Source organism: Mycobacterium sp. E2733 (genome assembly GCF_001667585.1).
Lineage (GTDB): Bacteria > Actinomycetota > Actinomycetes > Mycobacteriales > Mycobacteriaceae > Mycobacterium.
In genome coordinates this window covers 13,772-34,947 of the sequence record NZ_LZJZ01000116.1, presented here as the reverse complement: position 1 = coordinate 34,947, position 21,176 = coordinate 13,772, and the positions used below count along the sequence as shown (strand labels likewise).

At 66.0% G+C, this 21,176-nt stretch carries 17 protein-coding genes; 7 read left to right on the top strand and 10 right to left on the bottom strand.

The window, feature by feature from the left end; all coding sequences use genetic code 11:
- Positions 1-27 precede the first annotated feature (27 nt).
- Positions 28-1,749 carry an N-acetylmuramic acid 6-phosphate etherase gene (locus A5678_RS28050; protein WP_231983733.1) on the bottom strand — a complete coding sequence of 574 codons (1,722 nt, stop codon included), beginning with the start codon at positions 1,747-1,749 and terminating at the stop codon, positions 28-30.
- A gap of 56 nt (positions 1,750-1,805) precedes the next feature.
- On the opposite strand from A5678_RS28050, the gene A5678_RS21515 reads away from it, so the two are divergent.
- On the top strand, positions 1,806-2,336 hold the full coding sequence (locus A5678_RS21515; protein ID WP_082945671.1) for a DUF488 family protein: 531 nt from the start codon (positions 1,806-1,808) through the stop codon (positions 2,334-2,336).
- A 57-nt stretch (positions 2,337-2,393) separates the two neighbouring features.
- Here the strand turns inward: A5678_RS21515 and A5678_RS21510 are convergent, their stop codons facing one another.
- Positions 2,394-3,281: an alpha/beta fold hydrolase gene (locus A5678_RS21510; protein ID WP_068046473.1), complete on the bottom strand. Its 888-nt coding sequence runs from the start codon at positions 3,279-3,281 to the stop codon at positions 2,394-2,396.
- Positions 3,282-3,671: 390 nt separating this feature from the next.
- Here A5678_RS21510 and A5678_RS21505 point away from each other — a divergent pair, with 390 nt between their 5' ends.
- The 4 genes from A5678_RS21505 (at position 3,672) to A5678_RS21490 (ending at position 8,021) form a co-directional block, all read left to right on the top strand.
- Positions 3,672-4,505: a lysophospholipid acyltransferase family protein gene (locus A5678_RS21505; protein WP_068046470.1), complete on the top strand. Its 834-nt coding sequence runs from the start codon at positions 3,672-3,674 to the stop codon at positions 4,503-4,505.
- Positions 4,506-4,747: 242 nt separating this feature from the next.
- Positions 4,748-5,620: an SDR family NAD(P)-dependent oxidoreductase gene (locus A5678_RS21500; RefSeq protein WP_068046468.1), complete on the top strand. Its 873-nt coding sequence runs from the start codon at positions 4,748-4,750 to the stop codon at positions 5,618-5,620.
- Between the two features lie 2 nt (positions 5,621-5,622).
- Complete coding sequence (gene fadD6, locus A5678_RS21495; RefSeq protein WP_068046465.1) at positions 5,623-7,404, top strand: long-chain-acyl-CoA synthetase FadD6; 1,782 nt, start codon at positions 5,623-5,625, stop codon at positions 7,402-7,404.
- 371 nt (positions 7,405-7,775) lie between these two features.
- Positions 7,776-8,021 (top strand): hypothetical protein, encoded by a 246-nt coding sequence (locus A5678_RS21490; RefSeq protein ID WP_068046462.1) that lies wholly within the window; start codon positions 7,776-7,778, stop codon positions 8,019-8,021.
- Positions 8,022-8,120: 99 nt separating this feature from the next.
- Here the strand turns inward: A5678_RS21490 and A5678_RS21485 are convergent, their stop codons facing one another.
- Positions 8,121-8,828, bottom strand: a complete 708-nt coding sequence (locus tag A5678_RS21485; protein ID WP_156747024.1) for a TIGR02206 family membrane protein — start codon at positions 8,826-8,828, stop codon at positions 8,121-8,123.
- A 439-nt stretch (positions 8,829-9,267) separates the two neighbouring features.
- On the opposite strand from A5678_RS21485, the gene A5678_RS21480 reads away from it, so the two are divergent.
- A complete protein-coding gene (locus A5678_RS21480) occupies positions 9,268-12,477 on the top strand; it encodes an adenylate/guanylate cyclase domain-containing protein (RefSeq protein WP_255396932.1) in 3,210 nt (1,069 codons plus the stop codon).
- A gap of 111 nt (positions 12,478-12,588) precedes the next feature.
- Here the strand turns inward: A5678_RS21480 and A5678_RS21475 are convergent, their stop codons facing one another.
- The 3 genes from A5678_RS21475 to A5678_RS21465 all read right to left on the bottom strand — a co-directional run bounded on the left by A5678_RS21475 (position 12,589) and on the right by A5678_RS21465 (position 15,534).
- A complete protein-coding gene (locus tag A5678_RS21475) occupies positions 12,589-13,212 on the bottom strand; it encodes a hypothetical protein (protein ID WP_068046459.1) in 624 nt (207 codons plus the stop codon).
- 51 nt (positions 13,213-13,263) lie between these two features.
- Positions 13,264-14,754 carry a hypothetical protein gene (locus A5678_RS21470; protein ID WP_156747022.1) on the bottom strand — a complete coding sequence of 497 codons (1,491 nt, stop codon included), beginning with the start codon at positions 14,752-14,754 and terminating at the stop codon, positions 13,264-13,266.
- A gap of 162 nt (positions 14,755-14,916) precedes the next feature.
- A complete protein-coding gene (locus A5678_RS21465; RefSeq protein WP_082945666.1) occupies positions 14,917-15,534 on the bottom strand; it encodes a CoA pyrophosphatase in 618 nt (205 codons plus the stop codon).
- A 168-nt stretch (positions 15,535-15,702) separates the two neighbouring features.
- Between A5678_RS21465 and A5678_RS21460 the strand changes: the two genes are divergently transcribed.
- Positions 15,703-16,599: an alpha/beta hydrolase gene (locus tag A5678_RS21460; RefSeq protein ID WP_068046451.1), complete on the top strand. Its 897-nt coding sequence runs from the start codon at positions 15,703-15,705 to the stop codon at positions 16,597-16,599.
- Between the two features lie 155 nt (positions 16,600-16,754).
- On the opposite strand, the gene A5678_RS21455 is transcribed toward A5678_RS21460, so the two are convergent.
- The 4 genes from A5678_RS21455 to A5678_RS21440 form a co-directional block, all read right to left on the bottom strand.
- Complete coding sequence (locus A5678_RS21455; RefSeq protein ID WP_068046448.1) at positions 16,755-17,348, bottom strand: hypothetical protein; 594 nt, start codon at positions 17,346-17,348, stop codon at positions 16,755-16,757.
- Between the two features lie 104 nt (positions 17,349-17,452).
- Positions 17,453-17,938, bottom strand: a complete 486-nt coding sequence (locus A5678_RS21450; RefSeq protein WP_068046445.1) for a (2Fe-2S)-binding protein — start codon at positions 17,936-17,938, stop codon at positions 17,453-17,455.
- Positions 17,931-18,824, bottom strand: coding sequence for a xanthine dehydrogenase family protein subunit M (locus A5678_RS21445; protein ID WP_068046442.1), 894 nt, complete (start codon positions 18,822-18,824; stop codon positions 17,931-17,933). The genes A5678_RS21450 and A5678_RS21445 overlap by 8 nt, the downstream gene beginning before the upstream one ends.
- The gene (locus tag A5678_RS21440; RefSeq protein WP_068046439.1) at positions 18,821-21,160 is read right to left on the bottom strand and encodes a xanthine dehydrogenase family protein molybdopterin-binding subunit; all 2,340 of its coding nucleotides are present in this window, start codon (positions 21,158-21,160) and stop codon (positions 18,821-18,823) included. The genes A5678_RS21445 and A5678_RS21440 overlap by 4 nt, the downstream gene beginning before the upstream one ends.
- Positions 21,161-21,176: the final 16 nt, after the last annotated feature.

Here is a 21,176-nt window from a genome sequence, read left to right as displayed (position 1 = left end):
TGAGCGCGCCTGCGGAAGGTGGGCGCCTCATTCCCCTCCGAGCGCGGCCCGCACGCGTCCCCGCGCCCGGTCGAGCCTGACGGCGGCCTCGGCGGCGTCGACGCCTGCGAGCAGCGCGACGATCGCCGTCTTGGCGTGCCCACCCGCGGCGGCGAGCGCGGCGGCCGCGGTTTCCTCGTCGACGCCGGCCGCGTCGCGGACGATCCGCACCGCACGGCGGCGCAGCTTCGCGCTGGTCGGCCGCACGTCAACCATCCGCGGTCCGTAGGCCTTGCCGAGCGCGATCATCACGCTCGTCGAGAGCGTGTTGAGCACTATCTTCTGGGCGGTTCCCGCGGTCAGCCGTGTCGAACCGGCCAACACCTCGGGCCCGGTCAACAGCTCGATCACCACGTCTGCCGATGCCTCGCTGCCGGAATTGTTGACGATCGCGACCGTCAGCGCACCCGCCGCGCGCGCATGCTCGAGCGCCCCGAGCACGTAAGGCGTGCGGCCCGACGCGGTGATCCCGACGAGCGCGTCGGCGGCGGTCAGGTCGGCGAGATCGGCGGGGTCGAACGCGTCTTCGGCGCCCTCGATCGCCTCGGTCAGCGCCGCCGGCCCGCCGGCGATCACACCGCGCACGAGGTCGGTGCCGAACGTGGGCGCACACTCGGCCGCGTCGAGCACGCCGAGCCGCCCGGGTGTGCCGGCACCGGCGTAGATCAGGCGGCCGCCGTGCTCGAGCCGCGCAGCGATCGCCTCGGCCGCCGCCGCGATCCGCGGGACCGCCGCCGCCACCGCGGCGTGTGCATCGCCTTCGGCGGCGACGAGCAGCGCGACGACTTTCCCGATGGGCCGCGCGTCGAGGTCGTGCAGACCTGGGCGCACGGCTTCGGTGGCGAGCGCGTCGAGCCCTTGAGCGGCAATGGTTTTCGGTGCCGCCCGCACGCGGATCACGTGCGGCTCGTGGATCGCCCCCAGCCGCATCGCCCCGTCGAGCGCGTCGCCGGCGGCGGGGACGAGGTCGAGCTGCTCACGCAGCGCGTCGAACCCGGCCAGGCCGCCGGCCATCGCGACCGGGCCATCCCCGGCCGCGCGGGCGGTCGCGCCGAGCGCCTCAGCCGCCGCGCCGACGATCGCCAGCGCGGCTGCGTCGCCCTGCGCAGCGAGGACGTCGGGTGCGAAGGACGCGAGCGCGGCGGCACCGGTGAGCTGCGCGGGCCTGGGCTCCGGCGCGCCGAAGCGGGCGCGGGCGGCGTCGAGCAGCGTGGTGGCCGGGCCGCGGCCGTCGTGCGCGCGCAGCGCCGCGCGCAGCCCGGCGGCGCCGATCCACGCGCCGCCGCCCTCGTCGCCCAGCCACGGGCCCCAGCCATCGGCGGTGCGCAGCGCGCCGTTTGCGTCGATCCCGAGCGCGACGACGCCGGTGCCGGCTATCAGCACGACGCCCGGCTCCCCGTCCAGCGCGCCGGCGTGCGCGATCACGGCGTCGCTGGTGACCGCGATGCGCTCCGCCCGCAGCGAGGCCAGCAGCGCATCGCCCAGCGCCCGCGCCGCGTCCGGCGCCGCCAGCGCTCCGGCGGCGCCCACGATCACCTCGTCGACCGCGCCGAGCTCGCGCGCCAATGGATTGGCCACGGTCAGGATCGCCGCCTCCGCGGCCCGCACGCCGCCGGGCGCCGCGAGCCCCGGCGCGCCGGGCCCCTCAGCCCTGCGGCCGCATGCCGAAGCCCGGCACGACGTCTTACCCAAGTCGACGGCGAGGATCACCGCACCCATCCTTGATCGGCTCGGGCTATGTGTCGACTGCCGGGCAGACTGGTCTGGTGGAGCGGGCGTTGCTGACCGTGGGGCACGGGACAGCCGGCCGTGAGCGGCTAACGGAGTTGCTTGCCGGCGCCGGAGTTGCGCTGGTGGTGGATGTGCGGCGCTATCCGGCCAGTCGGACGAATCCGGACGTGCGGCGGGAGGCCCTGGAATGCTGGCTGCCCGAACGCGGCATCGACTACCGGTGGGAGCCGCGCCTGGGCGGGCGGCGTCATGTCGCGGCCGGAGAACAGGAGCCGGACAGCTGGTGGACGGTGGCCGCATTCCGGGCGTACGCCGCATACACCCGCACGCCGGAGTTCGACACGGCGCTGGACGAGGTCCTGGCCGACGCCGCCCGGCGCACCACGGCGGTGATGTGCAGCGAGAGCGTCTGGTGGCGCTGCCACCGGCGCCTGATCGCCGACGTGGCACTGCTCGGCCGCGCGGTGCCGGTGCAACACCTCATGCCGGACGGCCGCCTCAGCCCACACCGCCCCGCCGACGGTGCCCGCCGCCGCCCCGACGGCCACCTGGTATGGGACGGCTGAGTTGGTCGATGCTTCGGAAGGTAAAGCCGGTCTCCACCATCGCCGGCTTCGCCGCCCTCAGCGCGAAACCCCCAGTGATAGGGTCGCTATCTTCCCGGCTTCTGGGGCGATTCGCCGCCGGACCGAATCAACTGCCTCGTGCAGCGCCGCGACGAACTTGTCGTATTGCAACGCGCAGCACGTGTGACCGCCATCGACGGTCACGACCTGCGCCTCGGGTATCTGATTGGCCAGCCAGAACTGTTGTCGTGGCGGGATCGTCCTGTCGCGCAGTGGAATCAGCACAACGGTCGGCACGTCGATCGTGCCGACCCAAGATGTCGAGTCAAAGCGGGTGATCTCAGCGACCGCGCGGGCGATCCCGCCCAGGCTTGTGCTTCGCACCTGGCCCAGCATCCACTGAAGGTCGTTCCCCACAGAACTTTCGGCGCTGGGCGCCGCTGCCGCCGACACACCGGGTCGTGGGCTAAACGCCTCAATCAGCGCCGCCAACACGCCCGCACCCAGACGCTCCCAGGCCACCCCGTTCCACCACCCGGTCGCCGCCGCGCCCAGCACCAGCCCGTCGAGCCGCTCACGGTGTCGGTACCACACCAGCTGTGCCACAAGTGATCCCATCGAATAGCCCACGGGGACGAACGTATCCACCCCCAGTGCATCGGCCAACGCGGCCACGTCGTCGGCACAGTCCTCGAGCAAAAACCGCGGCGACGAGATGCCCTGCCCATGCCAGCGCTGGTCAAATACCACCACGCGCCCAAACTCACGCATCATCTCCAGAGCCGGATACCACATCATCAGCCCGGTGGTTGCGGCGCCGTGCAGCAGCAGGAACGTCGGCGCGTCAGCGACCGGCCCGGAATCGACCACATAGGTGCTGCCGCGGCCCGGTAACTCGACGACCCGGCCCGGCGGCAGATGCCCGACCGGAGCCAGCCCTGACATCCTGGATAGCCAGGGCGGTACAAGCGGTAGGCCAAACGGGCGGCGATAGTCGATGCCATCATTACACCACCCGACATAAGGTCAGTCATGCCGCTTGGGAGCGCGGGGGACAGCCGTCGCGATAATCCGCCGAAGTCAGCAATGCGCCTGCAGAGCGGCGAGCTGTAGGTCCGAGGTCGTTTGCCAGGCCGCACACCCGGTATGCGGCGGTAATCAATTGTGCAGCTCGCTCCCGGGCGGCCGCAACGCCGGTGCCAAGCGAGAAGACAATGAGTTCGGCGTGTATCGAAGCAAACGACTGCACCACAGTTGAAGTCGATGTCTCTGAGCGGCAGCGCAATCGTGATGCTGCCCGCTGTAGTCGACATATTTCAGCGGTAAGCTCGACGCGTGGCGAAAGCCGCCAATCCTCGTGAGGCCGTGCCCCCGGCACCTTCTGCCAAGTCATTGGCGCCAGTCGTGAAGGCGCTGGCGCCGGTGCGCCGTATTGCCAAGCCCAAGGTCTACGGCATCGAACACGTACCTGAAAGTGGTGCGTTGCTGGTGGGCAACCACACCTTGTACGCGGTGTTCGACATGATTTTGTGGACTGCGGAGCTAATTGAGCGAGGCATCATGGTGCGTGGACTCGGAGAGCACGTCCTCTTCAAAGCACCTGTTGCGCGCGAATTGTTGAAAGCCTGCGGCATTGTGCCGGGAACCCGGGCCAACATGCGTGAACTTATGCGACGCGGCGAGTTGATTCTGGTCTTCCCCGGTGGTGCTCGCGAGGTCGCCAAACGCAAAGGTGAACGCTACCAGCTGATTTGGAAGAACCGCCTTGGCTTTGCGCTCATGGCGATCGAAGGCCGCTATCCCATCGTCCCGTTTGCCTCACTGGGTATCGAAGACGCGCTGGATATTGTCATAGACACCGACAATCCGCTGATGGCTCCGACGCGCAAACTTTTCGAGAAGTTGTTCAATGTTGAGGCACTGCCGATCGTGCGAGGCATCGGGCTGACACCCATACCGCGACCCGAGCGCCTGTACTTCTGGTTCGGCGAAGCGATCTCCACACTCGAATATGGCGGCGTCGCCGACGAGGACAACGCACGGGACTTGAGGGCACGCACTGCCGCATCAATCGAGGGTGGGCTGGACTTCCTGTTTGAAGAACGCGAGAAGGACCCGCAGCGGTCGCTGCTCAAGCGCCTCAGCCCCCGCGGTACTGAAGGGAATTGACTACGCGTGAACGGAGGCCATGACGATAGCCACGCAGTGGCGTACGCGGTCGCAGGGATTGGCCGCGCCGGCAGGGCGCGGGTGTAACCGGGCAAATTCGAGAATGGGCTTGGTCATCAGCAAAACGGGTACTACTGAATTGCCTACTTCAAACGAAATGCACCGGTTGGGCTGCGACGTTTAGGAGAGCGTGTGCATCCAGCGCCCACACATCCGGCTCCGAGGGCCGTCGGACAGCGCCCATGAGCGCGACGGCCAAGGTGGTCGACATACTCGTGAACCCGCCGCGACTGGCGGATCCGCTGAGGCTGAGGAGTGCGGTGTCCGGCAAGACCGTGCTGCTGACCGGCGCCTCCTACGGCATAGGTGAGGCTACTGCCGGCAAACTGGCCGCCGCTGGGGCGACCGTCCTGCTCGTTGCTCGCTCGGCGGATAGGCTCGACGAGGTTGCCGCGTCGATCGGTGCCGGCGGCGGGCGGGCGGTCCCGTATCCGGCCGACCTGACCGACGAGGCGCGAATCGCGTCGCTGACAAAGCAAGTGAGTGAAAATCACGGCCCCCCGGACATCGTCGTCAGTAATGCTGCCAAGTCGATTCGGCGATCGCTGCGACTTCAGTACGACAGGCCACACGACTTTCAGCGCACGATCGACACCAACTATCTCGGTCCGATTCGGCTGCTGCTCGGCCTACTTCCGGCAATGCGGGATCGTGGGGCCGGACTAATCGTGAATGTTTCGACCATCGGTGTCCGGATGTTTCCGACTCCGCGGTGGGGGACGTACCTAGCTTCCAAAGGCGCATTCGACATGTGGTTGCGCAGCGTCGCACCGGAACTCCACGCCGACGGCATCGATATCACGTCGGTTTACATGGGGTTGGTCCACACCCGGATGAGCGAGCCCACGGCGAGCCTGAGTCGGATGCCCGGCATGCAGCCGGACGAGGCTGCCGATGTCGTCGCGAAGGCGATAATTCAACGGCCGCGCAAAGTGCAGCCGCGCTGGACGCTGCCGGGTGAACTCGCATCGGTCCTACTGGCCCCCGTATTGGAGAGCGGGGCGCGGCTCATGTACCGGCGCTCCGCCGATGCTGAACCTGTGCGGGATGGCTAGCTATGGCGACCGCTGCCCGGACGGCTGATGACTCCGTCAGGCTCAAGGATATTGCCGCGGCGTTGCCCGGTCTGCTGAAGGACGCGCCCGTCATCGCACGCGGCGCGGTGATTGCGGGCCTGACCCGTCGGTCGGCCAAGACCTCGGTCGGTCGAGTCCTACAGAACCGCGCGGCTCGCCATGGCGACCGCGTATTTGTCAGGTTTGAAGATGAAACCGTGACCTATCGCCAGGCCAACGAGACTGCCAACCGGTATGCCGCGATGCTGGCCGCACGGGGCGTCGGGCGCGGCGACGTGGTCGCCATCATGATGACGAACTCGACGCGCATGTTGCTGCTGATGTTGGGGGTGGTCAAACTGGGCGCAATCGCAGGCCTGCTCAACCACCACCACCGGGGCAAGGTGCTTGCGCACAGCGTCGAGCTGTTGAAGGCCAAGATTCTGGTCGGCGAGGGCGACCTGCTCGCGGCCGTCAACGAATCGGGCGCCCAGGTCGCGCATCCGATCACTATCGACGAACTGGACCGGCTGGCGGCCGACGCGCCCACGGAGAATCCGGCGGCGACTTCGTCGGTGCTTGCCGACGACAACGCCTTCTACATTTTCACCTCCGGGACCACTGGTGCTCCGAAGGCCAGTGTGATGACGCATTACCGGTGGCTGCGAGCCCTTGGAGGGTCCGGCGCAATCGGGATGCGGCTGAAAAGCCATGACACGCTGTACTGCTGCTTGCCGCTCTACCACAACAGCGCTCTCACCGTGGGGGTGTCGGCGGTGCTCGGCGCCGGCGCCACCCTCGCGCTGGGCCGGTCGTTCTCGGCGTCCCGTTTTTGGGACGAGGTAATCCGCTACGACGCCACTGCCTTTCTCTACATCGGTGAGATCTGTCGTTACCTGCTCAATCAGCCTGAGAAGGATACCGACCGCCAACATAGGGTGCGCGTGATCGCCGGCAACGGGCTACGGCCCGACATCTGGGACGCGTTCACCGACCGCTTCAACATCCCGCGGGTCTCCGAGTTCTACGGGGCCAGCGAAGGCAACACCGGGTTCCTCAACCTCTTCAACATCTCCCGGAGCGCCGGCATCTGCCCGACCGCTGTCGCTTTCGTTGAGTACGAATCTGAAACTGGCGAACCCGTTCGCGACGACAAGGGACGGGTGCGCCGGGTGCGCGGTGGCAAGCCGGGGCTGTTACTGAGCAAGGTCAGTAGCAAGCAGCCGTTCGAGGGCTACACCGATGCGGAGGCGAGTGAGAAGAAGCTGGTGCGCAACGCATTCCGCGACGGCGACGCCTGGATCAACACCGGCGACCTGATGCGCCCACAGGGCTTCCGGCACGCGGCGTTCGTCGACCGGCTCGGAGACACGTTCCGGTGGAAGGGCGAAAACGTCGCGACGACCGATGTCGAGGCGGCCGTATCGGCCGACCTGGCCATCGAAGCGGCCACGGTCTTCGGGGTGCAGGTGACCGGTGCCGACGGGCGCGCCGGCATGGCCGCCGTTGTCCTGAAGGAGGGTCATCAGCTTGACGGTAAGGCGTTGGCCAACACGGTTTATGAAAGGCTGCCCCGCTACGCGGTGCCGTTGTTTGTGCGGGTGGTCGATTCGCTGGATCAGACCTCGACGTTCAAAAGCAAAAAGAGCGATCTTCGCAAGCAGGGTTACGGACCCGACGTCAAGGATCCGCTCTACGTGCTGAAAGGCCGAGAAGAAGGCTTTGTGCCCTTCTACAACGACTACCCCGATGAGGTAGCAGCCGGCTCCCGGCCAAAGGACTGATCTGGCGGAATAGGTTTTGACCACCGCCGAGATGGCTGCCTACACCGATGACCAGAATTGACCAGGCCCGAGAGGCAGTCAAAAATCTGTCTCTGAACTACCGTGAACGCCGATGACCCCTGCGAAGCCGCTCGAGGAGCTGGTCGCCTTAGATCGGGGTGGCCGAGGGGCTGGGCGAGGTGGCCGAGACCCTTGGCCGAGGTGCGCGGCGGTCGGTACACCACTCATGCACGGGGTGATGTAGCAGAGTGGCCTTGCCGAAGCTGCCGGTCATGGACACGGTGCAAGGAATTGGCGCAAGCTCCCTTTCATCGTCCAGCAGCGGTGATGTACTGGCACCAGCAGTTAGTAGAGGTTGGCAGGAGTGGACAGTGGTCAAACGTGGCAGGGGAAACAGTGACGGCCCCCGCGCGCAGCTGGCGGTGAACATGCGGGTGCGCGTCTACCCGGGCACTGAAGCCGAGACAGGCGGGGTGATCGTGGAGGATTTCGGTGACCTGGCAGGCCAAGCCGTGGACATCGGTGGTCGCCACATCGACCCGGCGCGCCGTTGGGCGGTGCAGTTGGACACCGGCGATCTGGTGTTCGTCAACACCGACGACCTCGTTGCTGAATGATCGGCATTCCTGGCTGGTCCGCGGAGACAGGACGATGAGGGCTCCTGACCGATGCTGCAGTTTGATTCAGCAGGTGTTCGGTCCAGCGCCTGTCGACCGTCATCGGATGGTCGACGGCCGGGATACCGTGGAACGGACCCACGGCCGGGTCATCAGGGCCCACACGGTCAGGATGAGAGTGGCCGCAGTCAGCAGGTACACCGGCCACGGGCCTAACACATCTAAGAGGCTTGGGGTGCGGGGTTTTCCGTTGAGGAAGCCGTAGTTAGCCCCAGCGACGCAGTTGAACGTGAAGGTGGCGGCTGCCCAGATCAGGGTGACCGTCACCGCGATGCGATAGCTGCGCCAACTGGGCCGGATTCTGCGGCCCCAGGTCAGGTAGATCGCCGCCCAGACCACGAGCAGATGAATCGACCAGAAGCCGAGGAACCGGTAGTCGGGGAAATCCGGGCCGGTCAGCACTGGGGAGATCAACGCCTGTGTGCTCAGCACGAGGCCCCAATAGTAGGTGAGGGCGAACGCCCAGTGTCGCTGTGACCACAACGCATAGGCCGCAGCGGCGGTGGCGAGGTCGGTCAGGTTCAGCGGTACTGACCTGCCGATGGTGGGTGGGAAAAGCGAATCCACCAGCACCATGCCGAATATCGCCGCCGTCAGGGTTCCGAGGATCCGGCCGAGGATCCGGGCTTGCGATGGACTCTGCCTGCGCCCGGTCCAGACCAGAAGCACGCTACCAATCGCGAATACAGCGATGACCGCCCAGTGCGACGGGCCGTACATGGTGAACTGTCGTTGGGCGAAGTACAGCTCCTTCAACTCCCCGTCCAGATTCTCGTCAGTGGGCTGTCGCCCAGATGAGGTCGGCATTACCCTGCGTGCGTCATGCTGACAGAGAAACCGTCCGGCGCGCACATGAAAAGTGCAGAGATCCATGTCGGACCCGGAGGTGTCCATTGAGACCTGCTCGCCACTTTGGCGGCCTTGGACTTGTCGCACAGGCGTGAGGTAGCCGGGCAACTCCGGCAGGTGTCCCAGACTTTCGCCGAGGTGTCCGCCGGTAAGCCGGCTTCATACGTTCTGGGCCTGCTCGCCCAGCTGCTTGACCCATCCTGTGCTGCTTGCAGGCTGTACGGAAACCGGTCTCGAAATAGACGGCATACGAGAGTCCCGAAACTTCGTCTCAGTCGCTCACAGCCGGCATGGCGATATGCCGGACAGCGTTGACCAGCAGTGACACGATGTTGGCGTGGACCCCAACCGGGATGACGGCCGTGAACTGACTCAGACCGGGTTGGTATGTGGTTCCTGCGGCGCGCAATCCAGTCCGGTGGCCAAGTTCTGTAGTGAATGCGGTACAGCTCTCAACGAGGCGACTCGAGCGGCCGAGTTTAAGCAAGTCACCGTCTTGTTCGCCGATGTTGTCCATTCGATGGAGATGGCCGCGGCTGTCGGGACCGAGCGGCTGCGCGAAATCATGGCCAACCTGGCTAACCGCTGCGCGGCGATGGTGAAGCGCTATGGCGGCACGGTGGACAAGTTCACCGGCGACGGCATCATGGCCGTGTTCGGAGCGCCGGTCGCCCTAGAGGACCACGCTGTTCGCGCCTGCCTCGCGGGTTTGGCGATCCAACAGGAAGCAAACCAACTCGGTGCCGATGTCCGAGACCGCGATGGTGTAGAGCTGCTGCTGCGGGTCGGGTTGAACTCCGGTCAGGTGATCGCCGGTGAAATCGGTTCGGCGTCTTTCGGATACACCGCCGTCGGTGAGCAGGTCGGTATGGCTCAGCGGATGGAATCGGTGGCACCGCCGGGCGCGGTGATGCTCAGCGAATCCACGGCACGGCTGGTCGAGGGTGCGGCGGTCCTCGGTGATGCTGAGCTGGTCCAGATCAAGGGTGCCGATGAGCCGGTGCCCGCCCGTCGGCTGCTGGATATTTGCGACAGGCATCGGTCTGCTGGGCGCGCTCAGTCGAATCTGGTTGGTCGGCAATGGGAGATGTCCGCCGTCGAGGGTTTGTTGAACCGTGCCATCGACGGATACGGCGTGGTCGTCGGTTTCTTCGGGGCACCGGGCATCGGTAAAAGCCGTCTGGTGCGTGAAGTCTGTGCGATGGCAGATGCTCGTCAAATCGATGTGTTCACAGTCTTCTGCGAGTCGCACACGAGCAAAGTGCCCTTTCATGCCGTCGCAGGTCTGCTTCGAGTAACCACCGGCGTCAAGGGTCTTGACCCGGAGGCCGCCCGGGCCCAGATCCGGGCTCAGGCTCCCGACGCGGAGCCGGACGACTTGCTGCTCTTCGATGACCTGCTTGGCGTCGCCGATCCCGACGTGGAGCTGCCGAAGATCGATCCGGATGCGCGTCGGCGGCGGTTGACCGCGCTGGTCAATGCCGCATCACTCGCCCGCGAAACCCCGGCAGTCTATGTCATCGAGGACGCGCACTGGATTGATGAGGTCAGCGAGTCGATGCTGGCCGCGTTCCTCACGGTGATCCCGCAGACGCCCGCGCTGGTACTTGTCACCTATCGCCCCGAATACCGCGGCGCGTTGGCCCGGGTGCCCGGCGCTCAGACCATCGCCCTTGCGCCGCTGAGTGATCCGGAGACCGCAGCATTGGTCGCACAGCTTCTCGGGCCGCATCCTTCGGTTGGCGGGTTGGCCAGCATGATCGCCGAGAGGGCTGCCGGTAATCCATTTTTCGCGGAGGAGATAGTGCGGGAATTGGCAGACCGTGGTGTTCTTGGCGGAAGCCGTACCGCCTACTTTTCGACAGCCGGCGCTGCCGAAGTCAGCGTCCCCGCCACCGTGCAAGCGACTATTGCCGCCCGCATCGACCGCCTTGCCCCGGCGGCCAAGCGAACCTTAACTGCAGCAGCGGTCATCGGCTCGAAGTTCAGCTGGGACCTGCTGGAAACGCTGGGCATCGATCCTTTCATGGACGACCTGCTGCGCGGCGAGTTGATCGATCAGATCCGATTCACCCGAGAACCGGAGTATGTCTTCCGCCATCCGCTGATCCGCACGGTGGCCTACGAATCACAGCTCAAGTCGGATCGCGCCGAGCGCCACCGGCGCGTCGCAGCCGCAATCGAATCACGTGACCTGGCAGCAGCTGATGAAAACGCTGCCTTGATCGCCGAACATCTGGAGGCCGCCGGTGACCTCCACGCCGCGTACGGCTGGCAAATGCGCGCCGCAGGGTGGGCAATGAACCGCGACATCGCGGCGGCGCGGCTCAGCTGGCAGCGTGCCGAAAACCTCGCCGACGCCGTACCCGCTGATGATCCGAACCGGGTAACCATGCGCATTGCTCCTCGAACCATGTTGTGCGGCAGCGCCTGGCGAGTCCATCTCAATGTGGCGGGAGCGCCCTTCGACGATCTGCGCCAGTTGTGCACCACCGCCGGCGACAAAGCTTCACTGGCCATCGCCATGGTGGGGCTGGTGCTCGATTACGCCTATCAGGCCGAAATGCGCAAGGCCTCGCCGCTGGCATCGGAAGCCATGGCCCTCATCGACTCACTGGACGATCCGACCTCGACGGTGGGGCTGTCGGTGCCACTGATCTACGCCAAGATCGAGAGCGGCGAGTGGTGCGAAGCGCTGCGCTGGTCGCAGAGGGTCATCGAGTTGGCCGATGGTGACCCCGCCAAAGGCAATTTCATGTTCGGGATCTCTCCGTTGGCCGTCGCCCTGACACTGCGGGCGATGGCTCGCTATGCCCTGGGTCTTCCTGGATGGCGCGACGATGTACGCCACGGCCTGGCCATGGCCCGCGATGCCGACCCCCTGTCCTACACCCTCGTGGTGGGCTACGTGTACTTCCCGGGAGTCATGGGTGGCGTTCTGGCGTCTAATGATTCCACGGTGAGCGAGATCGAGGCTGCCGTAGCGATTGCCGAACGATCCGCCGATGACCTGGCGTTGGCCTTCGCTCGGGTCTCGCTGGGCGTTGCGCTGATGCACCGTGAAACGGCCGCGGAGCGTGATCACGGACAGAAGCTGCTGACCGAGGCCATCGACGTGTTCACACGCGGGGGACACAACCTCGGCGAGTTACCGATCGTCCATGTGTACTTGGCGCGTGAGAGGGCTAAGCGGGGAGACATCGATGGCGCTATACCGGCCATGCGCGCGGCCGTAGACGATCTGATCCGCGAGGGACAGCTGCTGGCGTGGGGCGTCCCAGCGACGGGTGTCCTGGTGGAGACACTGCTTGGTCGCGGGGCCGACGCTGACCTGACCGAAGCCGAGGCGGCGATCGACCGACTGGCGCAGGCGCCGACCGAAGCCGGCTTAGCTTTTCGCGACGTCTGGCTGGCGCGGTCTCGGGCTCTGCTCGCGCATGCTCACGGCGACGTCGCGGCTTACGCGCAATTGCGGGACCGCTACCGCGACATGGCGAAATCGCTTGGCTTCCAAGGGCATATCGCGTGGGCCGAGGCGATGAAATGAACGGGGGCGTTCAGCGGCCAGGCGGATGACATGTATTCATGCGCATCGCCGAGCGGTACGGGATCACATTCGCGCGGGCGACGTTTGGCCGGCAGGTGGCGCAATCGGAGATCAAGCGTGGATTTTCGTCCTGATCACGCCCTTCTGCTCGTACTTGTCCGCAATCGAACGACCTTGGGGCGTGAGCTCGAGGTACTTCATCCTTCGGTCGGTGTCGGACGGTAGCGAATGAACCAGCCCAGCGGCCAACATTTCGGTCAGGGCCCGCGACACTTCGTCAAACCGAGTCGCACCGTCATGCTTGACTATTGACTCAAGAATCGCCGTCGGCGACTGGGGTTCGTCTCCAGAGGCCAGCGCCTCCAGCACCATTTCCCGGATGCGAACCCTGCGCGTCACACGACCACGAGTAGTGGGGAAGGGCATTGCATCGAGCCGGGTTGTCATCATCTCGCTTATAGCCCACAGGGCACCCGCAAGGAAGGGTCGGCTTTCCGGGCCCGCCAACGTCTGGGTGGGGCTGCCGAGCGCGCGCTCGTCGTCACGAAGCTGTTCGCGCACCGCCGACACGGCCGCCTGCGCCTGGCGGATATCCGATTCGCTACCACGGGTGACTAGTCGGCCGAGGTCGCTTACCAGCCCGACTACGACGCTGAAATCCCGCACGTCTCGGACCGATGCGCGCTTGGCGAGGTCGTCGAGCAATGCAGTGAGTTGTGTCGCCGCGGCAGCCATAGAGCGATTGTAGACCGGCTAGGCGCGATTTACAACTATTGTCAACTATTGTCAGGCGGGAAGTTGCCGTATGGAGACGGTCTTCCTCGAGGCCCGGAATATCCACGCCGCGATCTTGTTCAGCTTTCGCGCCTGTCCAGGCAGGGGCGCCTCCCAGCTCGAAGGCGAGCTTGCGTAGGGGCCGGCAAAGAAAGCTTCGCATGGTGGGTCCTGCATGGGCCACCAGAAGGCGGGACCGTTGGCCATCACGACAAAGGCCTGGCTTCCTTCGCGCAGACCGCCCGCGTCGCGGGCCATGGAGCCCGTTTTTTCGCTCATCGCCGGCACGAGGAGCAGATTGGCGCCTATTTTTGCGAGCTGATCCGGTATCTCGGTGGCCAACACTTCAACGCAGATCAGCACGCTGAGCGACCAGTTCGGGCTGACGAAAACCCTGATCTCGGAGGCGGTGTGGATGCGCTCAGCAGCGCCAAAAAGTTTGGCGCCACTTGTCTTTGCGTGGAAGTGCGCCGAATAGCTTTGTGACACTCCGGGTGTGCTCACTCGGAGCCAGGCCTCGTTGTGTACATACTTGTTTTTGTCCGGGCGCGATATACCGATGCAGAAAACGATCGGAGCGGGTTTACCCGACAGCGCTGTTTCGAGCGCTGTGTGCGTGATCTCAGAGGCGGCGTATTCGGGCATGAGCACCAGCTCGGCGCCCTGCCGCATCGCCGCCTCGATCAGTCTCGTGATCCTGTCGACCTGCTCGACGGCGTTTCCCGGTCCATGATTCGCATACCAGGTCGCCGGATCGTTTGGGGGGTTATCCGTGTCCATGGTGAATTCCGCCAGCCCAAGGTTCGGTTGCGCCGCTGCCATCACCAGACCATTGGGGCTGGAGCCGAGCGGACTTAACCGGTCCCAGAACGTGAAGTCGAGCGTGTAGGTGAATCCGAGTGGACCCGTCGCGATGCGGAGCGATGGGGTGAAACTGAGATCACGATTCGGGCGGCTCGCGGGATTGGTGTTCGCCGCGTGTGTGCCCAGCCAGGGCCGCGGGTCATGGCTACAAACCGGATACGGCTCGCCCTCCGCGATCGTCACCTCCCCTTGGTTTTTGAACCAGGTCATGTACGTAGAACCGGCCAGGTTGTCGATCGCACCCGCCAGGCCCCTCGCCACTACCGACAGTGAGAAGCGTGTGTCCGCGAAGGGCCGTGGACTCAGCGCACTCTTCGCCGTCGCGACCAAGGCCCGGACGTGTTCGCGCGAGGCGAAGGATGATGAGGCGACGAGCTTCGAGGCAAGGCCGGGTCGCTGCACAAAGAAAGTGCGGTCGACATTGACCAAGGCGTCTCCCGCACTCAGTTCCACGCCCAGAACTGTGTGCCAGGGATCGATGCTAAGTCCGCTCCAAGCGGTCGCGAGGGGCCTGAATTTATGACAGAAGGTAAGCAGGCGAGCGGCAATCTCGAGCCACGTCAGCTTTGACACCTCTAATGAGGTCAACTCATCGAGCAAGGCATCAAATGCGGCCTCAGCAGGATCTACGTCAGCCACTTGGTCCCCCTCGGGTTGTAACGACAGATTAGCGCGCGGCGGCTCTGATTTATGCGTTATCGCCGCGGCGCTGGCGACACATCGCGAGACGCGCAGCGCCAGCCTCGTCCCCACGAATTCAGAAGTGGTAGTGGCGCATCCGTTCGATGGCTAGGTCGCGTTTCACGTCGTCGGGCGTTGACCGCTTAGTAGTGCCGACACAACGTCGATGATCGCGGCGGTCATTGGACCGAGTTGGCTCACGGGCGCCGCCGGTTTACCGGACGACGGTGCTTGACCGGGACGCTTGCCGGTGTCATTCGTCGTGGAGAGGTCGCGAATAGCGACCTGATGGACCGCGGCGACTTCACCCGAGCTCACCGGCCCGGTGAAATCGGGGCAGGCAGACCAGGCCAGGACCGGGGTCACGATGAACTTTCCTTTTGGGTCGGCAAATGTGGGCAGTAAGCCGAGGATGCGCACGCTGGCCGGATTCAGCCCGATCTCCTCGTGCGCTTCCCGCAGGGCCGTCCCCGCCGGATCAGCGTCGGCGGCATCCTGCGCGCCGCCGGGAAAGCTCAGCCGCCCGGGATAGTTGCGGAGGCCGGATGCACGCTCGGTCAGCAGCACCTGCACGCCGTCGGGTCCGTCGGTCAGCAGGACCAAAACGGCTGCCGGCCGTGGCGCAACCGTCGGTTGTGGCGGCGGCGCGGACTGCGAATAGCGCTGGGCCACCGTGGCCGAGAGTGAGCGAGCCCACTCCGGTGGTTTCTGGTCACCCGAGTTGTTTGAGTTTGTCATGCTTGAATCCCGTCTTGGTTCCCTGGCCACGCCACGCCTCCGCGCACCCAAGAACGTGCCCGGCCCGGTGCTGCTGCGTGCGACGTGATCGATATCGCCAGTATGGCGCCGCCGCGATTATCCCGAAAGCACGCAATACGACCGTGGGGTAAGACCACAATCATGGCTATGACTGTGCGGGAAGACGTTCGGATACCTTCGCACGGTGAGCAACTCGCCGCGTATGTGTACCGGCCCGATTCAGACACGGGCAACGTTCCGTGTGTCGTGATGGCCCACGGTTGGTCGGCCACGCGCGATGATGCGCTTCCCGGCTACGCGGAAGCATTTCGCGATGCCGGCTTCGTCGTGATCCTGTTCGACTACCGTCACTTCGGCGCCTCGACCGGCGAGCCGCGCCAACTCCTGGACATCCGCGGTCAGCATGACGACTATCGCGCCGTCGTCGCATGGGCTCGCAGACTTGGCGGGGTGGACCCCGATCGCGTGGTTCTGTTCGGCACGTCGTTCAGCGGTGGCCATGTGCTGGCTGTCGCGGCCACAGATGCCCGCATCGCGGCGGTCATCTCGCAGGCACCGTTCACCGACGCTATTCCCACTTTGATGCTGGTGCCGCTCCGCAATACGGTCCGGTTCGTGGCCGCGGCAGTGCTCGATCAAGCAGGCGCATGGCTGGGACGCCCACCGGTTCTAGTGCCCGCCGTTGGCGAGCCCGGCGCCTTTGGAGCGATGACCGCGCCAGAAGCCAAGCCGGGATTCGAGGCCCTTGTCCCCTCCGACTCGAAGTGGCGAAACGAATTTGCCGCCCGCATGATGCTGACTTTCCCGTTCTACCGGCCGGGGCGCAAGGCTGGGAAGCTAAAGATGCCAGTCCTGATCTGCGTGTGCGACTCCGATCAGACGACCCCTATTGCGCCCGCCCTAAGCGCCGCCAAGCGTGCTCACCGCGCTGAACTGCGCCGCTACCCTTACGGTCATTTCGATGTCTATCACGATCCACAGGTGAAGGCAGACCAAGTTGCGTTCCTGCGTCGCACGGTTCAGGGTCCGGCGCCCGGGCCATGAATCTACGCTGCCTTATTGAGCGGCAGCAATAGCTGGTGGCGCCTGGCGATTGCGTCGGCTGTATGCGTATTCGACCAAATAGACCAGGTCGAGGCGCTGAACGCGGTCTCGAATTAAACGACATACGAGACTCTCAGAGGTCCGGGCTTTGGCCTTTAGAACGTGTTGACCTTGTCGACGCTGACGAACATGCCGTGGCCGGTGCGGTCGTTGGTGAAGCGGGTGCCGTCTGCGGTGGCGTTGATGGTCCAGCCATTGGCGTTGTAGGTCTTGTAGTCGATCTGGACGGTCGGGATGGCACCCAGGTTTCCGAGCACCCACTGGACCTTGCCGCCGGAGTCGACGCTGACCCCGTTGGCGTGCTCGCCGTCTTGCATGGGGGAGTTGGTGAATGGTGCCTCGCAGCCGACGGTCGTCTTGTTGATCTGGCAGCGGGTGGTGCCCGACTTGGTTTCGATGAACACGTAACCGTTCTGGTCGGGCGGGAGCGGGATCGCGCCGGCCGGCGCGGTCGGATTGGCCGGTGTCGTCGGCAGGCCGGGGGCCGGGCTGGCGGTGGGCGCCGGCGACGACACGCTGGGCCGGGGCGTGGGAAACGTGGGCTCGACCGGACCCGCGCCCGGCGCGGCGACGGGCCGGCCCGCGATGGTGGACGAACAGGCGTCGATCAGCGCGGGACTGATCAGCACCGGCGCGATCAGCAGGGATCCACCGGCAAGGCTCCACCGTGCCCTTTGGGAAAACCGCACGCGCAACTCCCGATTATCAGCAATATCGGGACATCAGATTACGCGCGAAGTAACGAAAATCCCGGTAACCGCGCACCTGTCGATGCGGCCCCGATGGTGAAGCTTTACCGCTGTGTGACCGATTGCGTCTCGGCGGCGCGGCGGGCGGCCGCGACGATGCCCTGGTAGCCGGTGCACCGGCAGAAGTTGCCCGACAGGCCCTCCCGGATCTCGTGGTCGCTGGGGTCGGGATTGTCGCGCAGCAGCGCGGTGAGCGACATGACGAAACCCGGCGTGCAGAAGCCGCATTGCAGCCCGTGGCACTCTCGCAGCGCCGACTGCACGGGCGACAGGGTGCCGTCCGGCGCCGCGATGCCTTCAACCGTCGTCACCTCGGACCCGTCGGCCTGCACCGCGAACATCAGGCACGAGCGCACGGCCTCGCCGTCCAGCAGCACCGTGCACGCCCCGCACGCCCCGTGCTCACAACCCAGATGCGTGCCGGTCAGCCCACACTTGTCCCGGAGGAAGTCCGCCAGCGTCATCCGCGGTTCGACCCCGGCCGTGATCGGAGTTCCGTTGACGGACAGCTCGATTGAATGTTCACGCATTGCTTGCCCCCATGGCTTCGGCTATCGCTTGTGTCCACGCGCGCGTGGCCATGGTGGCGCCGACCTTCAACCGGTAGGACGCCGACCCTTGCAGGTCGCTGGGAATGTCATCGAGCCCGCTCATCGCGGCCTCGCCGATCTCCTCGGGCACCAGCTCGCCGACCGGCCTGCCCACGGCCGCGACCTCGGCCGCCGTCGCGCGCCGAACCGTGGACCCCATGCCCAGCAGCCCGACCGCGCAGCGCGACACCCGATCCTGCTCGTCGAGCTGGACGGCGACCAGCGCGCCGGCGATCGCGAAATCGCCGTGCCGGCGCGAGAATTCCTCGACGGCGAACCCGGATCTGCCGTCCCACACGGGGAACCGCACCCCGGTCAGCACCTCGTCGGAATCCATCGTCGTCTCCCACACCCCGGCGAAGAAGTCGGCGGCCGCGATCTCGCGGCGCCCGCGTGGCGAGACCACCTCCATCACCGCATCCAGGGTCAGGGCGACCGCCGGGTATTCGCCGGCGGCGTCGGCATGGGCGATCGAGCCGCCGAGGGTGCCCCGGTTGCGGATCTGGAAATGCCCGACGAACGGCGTCGCCCGGGTCAACAGCGGAACCGCTTGGCGCACTTGCTCGTCGGCGCCGACGGTGGCCTCGGTGGTCCCCGCGCCGATCCACAATTCCGAGCCCCTGCGCTCGATGCCCCGCAGCTCGGGCAGCCGGGAGATGTCGATCAGGTGGGCGAAGTAGGCCAGCCGCATCGCCAGCATCGGCACCAGGCTCTGGCCGCCGGCAAGGATTTTCGCCCCGTCTCCCAAGTCGCCCAACTCAGCCAGCAGGCCCACGGCGTCGTCGATGGTGTCGGGGCGGTGGTATTCGAATGCGGCCGGTTTCACCGTTCGCCCCGTTCCAGCTGGGCGGCGATCGACGCCGGGCTGGCCGGCAGCCGCGTGATCGTCACGCCCAGCGGTGCGAGGGCATCGTTGATCGCGTTGATCACCGCCGGCACCGAGCCGATGGCCCCGCCCTCGCCGGCGCCCTTGTAGCCACCGGGCCCCGGCCCGGGTATCTCGACGTGGCCGAATTCGATCAGCGGCACCTCGGTGGCCGTGGGCAGCAGGTAGTCGACGAAAGTTGTTGCCAGCGGGTTGCCGTCGTCGTCGTAGACCATGTCCTCCATCAGTGCGCCGCCGATGCCCTGCACCGTTCCGCCGGCGATCTGGCCCTCCACCACCGACGGGTTGATCATCGGCCCGACGTCCTCGCTGACGATGTAGCGCAGCAGCGTCACCTTGCCGGTCGCCACATCCACCTCACAGGTGCAGGCGTGGGTCGCGTTTGACCAATGGATGGGATTGGTCGAGTTGAACCGGGCGGTCGCCTCCAGGTTGGCCGACAGTCCCGGCGGCAGCTGCTGCGGCGAGTAGTACGCCACGTAGGCCAGCTCGCCGAACGACACCGACTTGTCCGGGGCGCCGCGCACGCTGGCCACGGAAAACGCCAGCTCCACTTCGGATTCGGCGACCTTGAGGTGGTGCGCGGCCAGCGCCACGATCTTCTCGCGCAGGATGGCCCCCGCCTCGTTGACGGCCCCCGCGGTCATCGGTGCACTGCGGCTGCCCTGGGTCCCGGCCCCATAGGGGGTGACCGCGGTGTCGCCCTGGATGGTGGCGACGTCGTCGATGTCGGCGCCTAGCGCGTCGGCGGTCAACTGGACGACGGTGGTCTCGATGCTGTTTCCGCTGGAGCCGCCGTTGACGTACACGTTGATCTTGCCGGTCGGCTCCATGCGGATGGTGGCGCCTTCGGTCGCGAGGTGCCCGGTCGCCGCGCCGGTCGGCTCGATGTAGGCCGAGAACCCGAGGCCCAGGTAGCGGCCCCGCGCCAGCGCCTCCGCCTGTTCTTTGCGAAACCCTTCGTGATCAAGGATTTTCACCGCCTGCTCGAACGTGTCGATCGGGGCGACGTGGTCGTACGGCATGCCGTTGGGGTTGACGTACGGCATCTCGTCGCGGCGCAGCAGGTTTCGGCGGCGCAGCTCCACCGGGTCGATGTTCATCTTGCGGGCGGCGATGTCGAGCAGGATCTCGCGCGCCAGCGTCTCGTACTGCCACGGTCCGCGATAGGCGGCCAGGCCGCTGGTGTTGGAGAACACCGTCTTGTAGTTGAAGCTGGCCTTGGGCACCCGGTAGGGCCCCGGGAAGAACATCCCGATGGCCGCGGTGGTCAGCACGGGGTAGGGCGTCGGGTAGGCGCCGATGTCCTGGACGAAGTCGATGTCGGCCGCCGCGATGTTGCCCTCGGCGTCGAACGCCATGCGCGCGTTGCCGTCCACATGCCGGGCCTGCCCGGCCGACATCAGGTTCTCGCGCCGGTCCTCGATCCACTTCAGCGCCACCGGCACCTTTCGCGCGGCCAGCATGATGCACATGTCCTCGCGCATCGGGACGACCTTCTGGCCGAAACCGCCGCCGGTGTCTCGCATGATGACCCGAACACGTTGGGCCGCAATGCCTAACAGCCGCGCGCAGAACGCCCGCAGTTCGTGCGGCGTCTGGGTGGACGCCCACATGGTGAGTTCTCCGGTGGCTGCCGTCCATTCGACGACCAGGCCGCGGGTCTCGATCGGCACCGGCGCGTAGATCTGCTGATAGATGTGTTCCTTGACGACGCACGGCGCGTTGGCGAACAGCCTTTCGTCCGGCGGGGCCCCGCCCATCCCGCCGGCGACGTTGTTCGGGTAGTCGTCGTGCACCAGCACATCGGAGTCCTGGGCGCCGGTGAAGTCGCTCACTGCCGGCAGCGGCTCGTAGTCGACGTCGACGAGTTCGAGCGCGTCCTCGGCGATGTAGCGGCTCTCGGCGACGATGAGCGCGACCGGGTCGCCGACGAACTTGGCCTCGCCCTCGGCCAGTGGCGGTCGCGGGGTGTCCGGCATGTCCTTGCCGGCGACGGCGTGCCACGCCTCTTTGACGTCCGGGTTGAGGTCGGCGGCGGTGAACACCGCACGCACGCCGGGCAGCGCCAGCGCGGCCGAGGCGTCGATGCCGTTGATGCGTGCCCGCGCGAACGGGCTGCGCACGAAGCAGGCGTGCAGCATGCCCGGTCGCGAGATGTCGTCGACGAAGCTGCCGCGGCCGGTCAGCAGCCGGCCGTCTTCCACCCGCTGGACGCGGGTCCCGGCGTACCGGGGCGCCGGGGTGACGGCGTGCCCTTGTACGTCCTGACTCATTTCGCTCCATCCGATG